Here is a 5,995-nt window from a genome sequence, read left to right on the forward strand (position 1 = left end):
CGTCGTCCTGCACGTGCTGGGCGAAGAACGCCATGTCGTCGCCACGCTCGTCGAGCACCGCCCGGAACAGGTACTGCAGGTAGGCCTCGGCCAGGTCGGCGTCGTCCTTCAGGTCGGCGAAGGCGATCTCCGGCTCGATCATCCAGAACTCGGCCAGGTGCCGGCTCGTGTTCGAGTTCTCCGCCCGGAATGTCGGGCCGAAGGTGTACACCCGCGACAGGGCCAGACAATAGGACTCGACGTTCAACTGGCCGCTGACCGTCAGGAAGGTCTCGCGCCCGAAGAAATCCTGGCTGAAATCGATCCCGCCCTTGTCGTCGCGGGGCGGGTTGGCCAGGTCGAGGGTCGAGATGCGGAAGGCCTCGCCGGCGCCCTCGGCGTCGCTGGTGGTGATGATCGGCGTGTGGATCCAGGAGAAGTCGTTCGCGTGGAAGAACCGGTGCGTGGCCTGGGCCAGGCAGTTGCGCACCCGGGCCACGGCCCCGAAGGTGTTCGTGCGCACCCTGAGGTGGGCCACCTCGCGCAGGTACTCGAAGCTGTGGCGCTTGGGCTGCACCGGGTAGGTCTCCGGATCCTCGACCCAGCCCACCACCTCGACCGCCGACGCCCGGATCTCGGTGGCCTGCCCCTGGCCCTGGCTCTCCACCAGTTCGCCCGTGACCCGCACCGCGCACCCGGCGCCCAGCTTCGCCACCTCGTCGCCGTAGTTGGGCAGGTCGGCCGGACACACCGCCTGGATCGCGTCGAAGCACGTGCCGTCGTGCACGTTGACGAAGCTCAGGCCGGCCTTCGAATCGCGGCGCGTGCGCACCCAGCCCTCGATGGTGACGGTCTCACCCACCGGCACCTCGCCGGCCAGCAGTTGGCGGATCTTGTGGGTCGCGGCGTGGGCCGACATGGCGATTTCCTTCCGGGATGGCGGGCCTGACGGTTTCGGGAAGGCGGAAACATAGCACCCCCGCGACAGGCCGACAAGACGACCCCGCGGACGGCACGCCCGCGGGGTCGGATGGTCCGGCGGGACCGGTCAGCGGTACAGGGCCTTGATCCCGCCCCATTCGACGTCGCTGGTGGCGACGGGCTCGTCCTCGGTGACGACGAAGCCCTGGAGCAGGAACGGTTCGGTCAGCACCTGGTCGAGAGGCATCCCCACGATCGGGTTGGTCGGATCGTCGTTGTCGACGTAGGCCAGCCGCCCCGGAATGGCCGGGCGATCGGTCACGCCGACCGAAACGCCGGTCGTGAACGGCACCTGCAGGTAGCAGGGGCCGCCCGGCGGATACGGATGCAGATCCTCGGGCGGAAAGGCGCCGACCAGGACCTCGATGGTGGCCACGACCGCGCCGCCGTCGGCGACGGGAACGGACTCGGCGAACCCCACGACGAGGTCGTTGCCGAGCCCCACGTTCACGGCATTCACCGGATAGGTCACGCTCAGGATGGTCACCCCGGGCTCGGGCAGGAGCTTCAGCTCGAAGCCCCCGATGTTCTGCACGGGGCGCGGCCCCGTGTCCCCGAACTCGGGATTCACCGGATTGCAGATGTACAGGTCGAGGGTCTGGACCGAGTTCTGGAAGACGTACTGGCAGTTGCCGCTCTCGTCCACCGCATAGCACGGGTGGTCGGTCAGCACGTTCTCGCTCTGCGCGGACACGACGCCCGCTCCCGACAAGGCCGCCAGCACGGCCCACGCGATCATCGATTTCCTCATGGCTCCCCCTTTGCGAGTGCGGTTGCGATCTCCCTGCCAGCATGAGCCTACCACAGGCGGCAGCCCGGCGGGGCCGAAAATCGCGGCGGCCGACTCCGCAGCGGCCGCGTGGACGCTCCCGCGGTCCTGTGCTAACCTCGCCCCCGGACCCCAGCCGGAGGACAGCCGTGCCGATTCGCCCCCGTATGCGCCCGACCTTCGAGATCCCCATGAAGGCCGACGGCAGCCGCACCATGGCCCGCATCAGGGCCCGCCTCGACCGGGGCAGCCGGCGCGTCTGCGGCCAGGTCCTGGGCACCCACGCCTATGTTCAGACCCCGCCCGAGACGCAGTCGCTGCTCTCGCCCCACCTGAATCTCGAGCTGATCGAGCGCGATGGCCGCACGGTGCTCCGGGGCCGTTTCAGCCCCCGGCCCAACGTCTGGACGGGCTTCATGGCTCTCTACGGCACCCTCGCCTGCACGGGATTCGCCGGCCTGATGCTCGGCTGGGCCCAGACCACCGTCGAGGAGTATCCCTGGGGATTCTGGCTGGCACCCGGAGCGGTGGCCCTCATCGCCTTCGTCTACGGGGCGGCCGTCATCGGCCAGGGCCTGACCCAGGACGAGATGTACCTGCTGCGCAACTTCGTCGACCACATGGTCACCGGCGACGAGCGCCTCGAACCCCACTGCGAAGACGAATGGGACGCCTGGGACGCGGATCCCGGGCCGCGACCGTCCGGTGCCGACCCCCACGCCGCCGCCCCGCCCGCGGGCTGAACCGCTAGCGTCCGTCGCGCAGCCGGCCCCAGTACGCCGACGGGGTCTCGCCCGTCACCTGCCGGAACGCCCGGTTGAAGCTGTTCTTGTTGTTGAAGCCCGCATCGAAGGCGAGAGCCAGCAGCGTGCGCCGGCGCGAGGCCGGCAGGGCCATCAACCGCTGCACCTCCGCGACACGGTACCCGTTCACCACTTCGAAGAAGCTGCCCCCCAGCTCCCGGTTCAGGGTCTGGGACAGGTGGTGGGCGCTGATGCCGAGGCGGGCCGCGAGGTCCGCCAGACGCAGCGAGCGGTCGCGGAAGAGCTTGTCATTCTCCATCAGGTCCTCGAAGGCCCGCCGGTGGGACGCCAGGGTCGCGGGATCCAGGAGCGAACGGCTGTACCGGGGGTCGGCGGTCGGGGCCGACTGTCCGTCGCCGGCCGGCGCCGGCGTTGGTTCCTCGCGCGCCCAGGCCAGCCGGGCCCCGAACGCGTCCGGGCGATGAAGCACCACCAGGGCCGTCGCCTGCACCGAGAGCGCGATGGCCAGCATCCAGGTCTTGTCGATGGCTGCGCCGTAGCGCCCGACGAAGGTCAGCCCCAGGAACAGCAGCAGATAGAGCACCGACCAGACCCCGAACCAGCGGATCACGGCCCGCAGTGCTCCCAGCCCCTCCTGCACGTCGGTGTCGGCCGAGCACTCGGCCAGGCGACCCTCGGCCTCGCGCAGCAGGCGCAGGCCGGCCACGAGGTAGACCCCGTTCTGGAGGACGTGCAGGCACACCTTCGCCACCAGCCGCGGCCCCATGTGCCAGGCGCCGCCCGCGGCCAGGTGCCGCTGCCAAGCGATCTTCTGCTCCGCCGGGGCGGTGAGCCAGGGAACCCCGTCGACCAGGATCACGAGCGCCGGGACCACGTGCAGCAGATCGCGCCGGCGCCATCCCGCGTCCGGCCGGACGAGACTCCGCAGGTGGAACCAGTAGGCCGGACCGACCAGGAAGACGAGGAACCACGTCGCCCCGCTCGCCCAGGGCGCCGCGGCGACGAGACTGGTCTCTGTCAGCACCGTCTCGCCGACGTGGACCGAGATCAGCAGCAGCACGAGCGCCAGCCAGCGGTTGGCGACCGGATCCCCGCTTCGCCGCAGCAGGAAATGGCCGGCCAGGACGAGGCCCTGGACGGCGCTGTAGAGCACGAACGTGCGCCACAATCCCATCTCGCCGAAAACGGCACCGTTCACCGCAGATTCCCCGCAGGACAAAGTCAACTCATTCAAAGACAACTGGTTGCCTGGCTGGCCAACCTGTCACTCCCGACCGGAAGAGACGAATTCCACCCGGCCGGATCCTAATTTTAGGTCCGTGATCGCTTCGAGGACAAGCCCCGATACCCGAAAGGACCACCCATGGCCCGCCCCCTTCCCCTTGCCTGGCTCAGCCTGCTCCTCCTCATCGCCGCTTGCGGGACCGACAGCATGATCGCGCCCCCGGGCGCGACCGACACCGAACCTCCGGCGGCGGTGGTCGACCTCGCCGTGGCCGCAGCGGGTCCCGGCACCGTCCGGCTCGTCTGGTCGGTGCCGGAGGACGGGATCCAGGCCTGGGAGATCCGCCGCATCCCCTGGCCTGCCGATCCGTCCGGCTGGGCGGACTGGCAGGCGTCCGGCGACACCGTTGGCGGCAGCGGGGTTGCCGCCGCGGTGGGGCTGACGGTCGGCGGCCTCGAGCCCGATGCCACCTATGCCTTCCGGGTCGTCGGGCTCGACGCCGCCGGCAATGCGTCCGCGCCGTCGAACCCCGTCGTGGTCACCGCCGCCGAGATCCACGACACGACCCCGCCCGGGGCCGTCGCCGACCTGGGCCCCTGGTCGGCCGGCGGCGACACGATCACCGTCTCCTGGCGCACGACGGGCGACGACGGTCCCGTGGGGGCGGCCGCCGCCTGGGAACTCCGCTGGGACACGACCCCGATCACCGCCGCCACCTGGGACCAGGCCCGACCGGGTCCGACCGGCGGCGGCGGCCCGTCCGGCGCACGGCAATGGGCCACCCTCACCGGCATGGCCGCGGGCACCACCTACCATGTCGCCGTGCGCACCGCCGACGAGCGTGGCCAGTGGTCGGCGGTGTCCAACGACGCCGCGGTCACCACCGACACCCGCCGGACCTGGTACGTGCGCCCGGACGGCCGCGGCGACGTCGCCTCGATCCAGGCGGCCATCTCCGTCGCCCGTCCCGGCGACACCATTCTCGTCGCGTCCGGCCGCTACACCTGGAGCAGCCAGGGCACGGACGCCTTCCGCACCAGCGACTGGGGCATGATCACCTTCTGGCGCGACCAGAAGGACTTCACCCTCCGCAGCGAGGACGGTCCCGAGGCCACGATCATCGACCCCGAAGGCCGCAACCGCTGCCTCTACATCATGGGCTACAACGACGGCATCGTGATCGACGGCTTCACCTTCACGGGCGGCGACGGGCACGGCTCGCCGTACGGCTACCAGTACGGCGGCGGGGCGGTGCTGCATCTCACTTCGCCCACCCTGCGCAACTGCATCTTCCGCAACAACGTCGGCGTCGCGGGCGGCGGGGTCGCCAACGTGGGCCAGAACACGGCCGTCTTCGAGGACTGCACCTTCGTGGGCAACCGGGCCCAGGTCGGCGCCGGGTACTACGGCGGCGGCTCGATTCCGCGCTCTTTCCTGCGCCGCTGCGCCTTCCTCGCCAATACGGCCACGACCACCGGCGGCGGCGCCGTCATCGACACCCAGGCCGTCGACATCGTCGACTGCGTCTTCGTGGGCAACTCCGCCGAGACCGGCGCCGGTGCCCTGGCCGTGTACCGCAACCACGCCTCGGTGGTCGACGGCTGCACCTTCGTCGCCAACCACGGGCCCCAGACGTCGGCGATCCGCCTGCGCAACATCGCCGATCTCACCGTGACCCGCAGCCTGATCGCGTTCAACAGCGGCGGGGCCCCGTTCTTCACCGCGGACAACAGCGAGCTGGCCGTCGGTTGCAGCCTCGTGTTCGGCAACGGCGTCGACGTCCTGCCGCCGGTCGCGACCGATCTCGGGGGCAACGTCTTCGTCGACCCGTTGCTCCAGGCCGACGATCCGGACGAACCGGCCCTCCGGCCCGGACCCGGATCGCCCTGCCTGCCCGCCAACCGCGACGGCGACGCCTGCGGACTGATCGGGGCCCTGCCGGCCCGTTGACCGAAACTTTTCGGGTGCCCCCGGGTTGTGTTACGGTTCGACCGACCCGGGGGATCACGGTCTTCGGCGCCGCGCGCGCACCGGCCCCCTCCGTCCAGCCCGACCGGAATCGCCGATGCCCACCTGGCGCCTGGATCCGCGATGCCTGCCGCCGGCCCTGCTGATGGCCGCCCTCGCCGTGGGCGGATGCGGCGATACCGGCCCTGCCGACGAGGCCGGAGCGCCGGAAGACCGTGCCGTCGTCGATCAGCTGCACGAGGCCGGCACCGTGATCGCCGCCAACACCGTCGCCATGGACAGCCCGGGCTGGGGCGGCAGCCAGCGCAT

General features: G+C 70.8%; 6 protein-coding genes. 3 read left to right on the plus strand and 3 right to left on the minus strand.

Going from position 1 to position 5,995, the window contains the following annotated elements; genetic code table 11:
- Both asnS and KDM41_16845 read right to left on the minus strand, forming a co-directional pair.
- On the minus strand, positions 1-898 hold an 898-nt coding region (gene asnS, locus KDM41_16840; GenBank protein ID MCB1185094.1), incomplete at its 3' end, for an asparagine--tRNA ligase.
- Between the two features lie 129 nt (positions 899-1,027).
- A complete protein-coding gene (locus KDM41_16845) occupies positions 1,028-1,711 on the minus strand; it encodes a hypothetical protein (GenBank protein ID MCB1185095.1) in 684 nt (227 codons plus the stop codon).
- A gap of 167 nt (positions 1,712-1,878) precedes the next feature.
- Between KDM41_16845 and KDM41_16850 the strand changes: the two genes are divergently transcribed.
- Positions 1,879-2,472 carry a hypothetical protein gene (locus KDM41_16850; GenBank protein ID MCB1185096.1) on the plus strand — a complete coding sequence of 198 codons (594 nt, stop codon included), beginning with the start codon at positions 1,879-1,881 and terminating at the stop codon, positions 2,470-2,472.
- Between the two features lie 4 nt (positions 2,473-2,476).
- Here KDM41_16850 and KDM41_16855 read toward each other — a convergent pair whose 3' ends face one another.
- A complete protein-coding gene (locus KDM41_16855) occupies positions 2,477-3,691 on the minus strand; it encodes a helix-turn-helix transcriptional regulator (GenBank protein ID MCB1185097.1) in 1,215 nt (404 codons plus the stop codon).
- Positions 3,692-3,856: 165 nt separating this feature from the next.
- Between KDM41_16855 and KDM41_16860 the strand changes: the two genes are divergently transcribed.
- Both KDM41_16860 and KDM41_16865 read left to right on the plus strand, forming a co-directional pair.
- Positions 3,857-5,668 (plus strand): hypothetical protein, encoded by a 1,812-nt coding sequence (locus KDM41_16860; GenBank protein MCB1185098.1) that lies wholly within the window; start codon positions 3,857-3,859, stop codon positions 5,666-5,668.
- A 115-nt stretch (positions 5,669-5,783) separates the two neighbouring features.
- The coding region (locus tag KDM41_16865; GenBank protein MCB1185099.1) for a hypothetical protein at positions 5,784-5,995 on the plus strand (212 nt) is incomplete at its 3' end.

Source organism: bacterium, from assembly GCA_020440705.1.
Lineage (GTDB): Bacteria > Krumholzibacteriota > Krumholzibacteriia > LZORAL124-64-63 > LZORAL124-64-63 > JAGRNP01.